Source organism: Micromonospora sp. KC721 (assembly GCF_004348355.1).
Taxonomy (GTDB): Bacteria; Actinomycetota; Actinomycetes; order Mycobacteriales; family Micromonosporaceae; genus Micromonospora.
This window is the reverse complement of sequence record NZ_SMJY01000396.1, coordinates 1-1,087: the sequence shown is the minus strand read 5'-3', so window position 1 is coordinate 1,087 and position 1,087 is coordinate 1. Positions and strand designations below refer to the sequence as shown.

Below are 1,087 nucleotides of genomic sequence, written 5' to 3'. Positions count from 1 at the left end.
GGCGGCTGGAGCGGTCCGCATGCGGCGGTGGCGGCCGTACCAGGCGATGCCGATCGCCACGCCCACCCCCACGCTCAGGGCGGCAGCCGCGACCGGGACGGCGGGGCGCTCGCGCAGCCGGCGGCCGAGCGGGATCGGGTGCCGGAACTCCAGCACCGGCCAGGCGTTCTCCGAGGCCAGCCTGCGCAGGGCCCGGTCCGGGTTGACCACGGTGGGATGGCCGACACACTCCAGCAGCGGCCGGTCGCTGTACGAATCCGAGTAGGCGAACGAGTCGGCGAGGTCGTACCCCCGGGCGGCAGCCAGTTCGCTCACCGCCTCGACCTTGCTCGACCCGGCGGCGTAGAACTCCACCTCGCCGCTGTACCGGCCGTCCTCGACCGCCATCCGGGTGGCGATCACGTCGGTCACGCCGAGCAACTCCCCGATCGGCCGGACCATCTCCTCGCCGGAGGCGGAGACCAGGACGACGTCCCGGCCGGCGGCCTGGTGCTCCTCGATGAGGGCAGCGGCTTCGGCGTACACGTAGGGGTTGATCAGCTCGTGCAGCGTCTCCGCGACGATCTGGCGGACCTGGTCCACCGACCAGCCCTTGCAGAGCGTGGCCAGGTAGTCCCGGGTCCGGGCCATGGTCTGCTCGTCGGTGCCGCCCAGCCGGAACATCAGCTGCGCGTACGCCGACTTCACCACGTCCCGCCGGGTGATCAGACCGTCCCGGTAGAACGGCCGACCGAACGCCAGGGCGCTCGACTTGGCGATGACGGTTTTGTCCAGATCGAAGAAAGCGGCGCTTCGGCCCACGGCGCGCAAGTCTAGCCCCATAATCTATCGTCGGCGGGGTGCCTTGGGCGCGCGGCAGCTCCGGTCCGGCACCGAGGCGCACCCTTCCCTGCTCTGAGTGATCACGATCACACTCTTCGGTCACATTTTGGCGATGAGTGGGGTCGACACCACTCGACGTGAACAGCGCGCTCGGGCATGCTTGTCATCACGACGAGTGCTCATATCTCGGACAGTTGCAGACCCTCGGCGGTTGCACCCCCCGTAACCGCTGAGCGGTTCGGCTCAAACCCCCCCGGAGCCGAAC

1 protein-coding gene is annotated in these 1,087 nt (G+C 69.5%); it reads right to left on the bottom strand.

Translation table 11 applies throughout. The features are described from left to right. The coding region (locus E1182_RS30620) for an HAD family phosphatase (RefSeq protein ID WP_132271204.1) at positions 1-801 on the bottom strand (801 nt) is incomplete at its 3' end. Positions 802-1,087 lie beyond the last annotated feature (286 nt).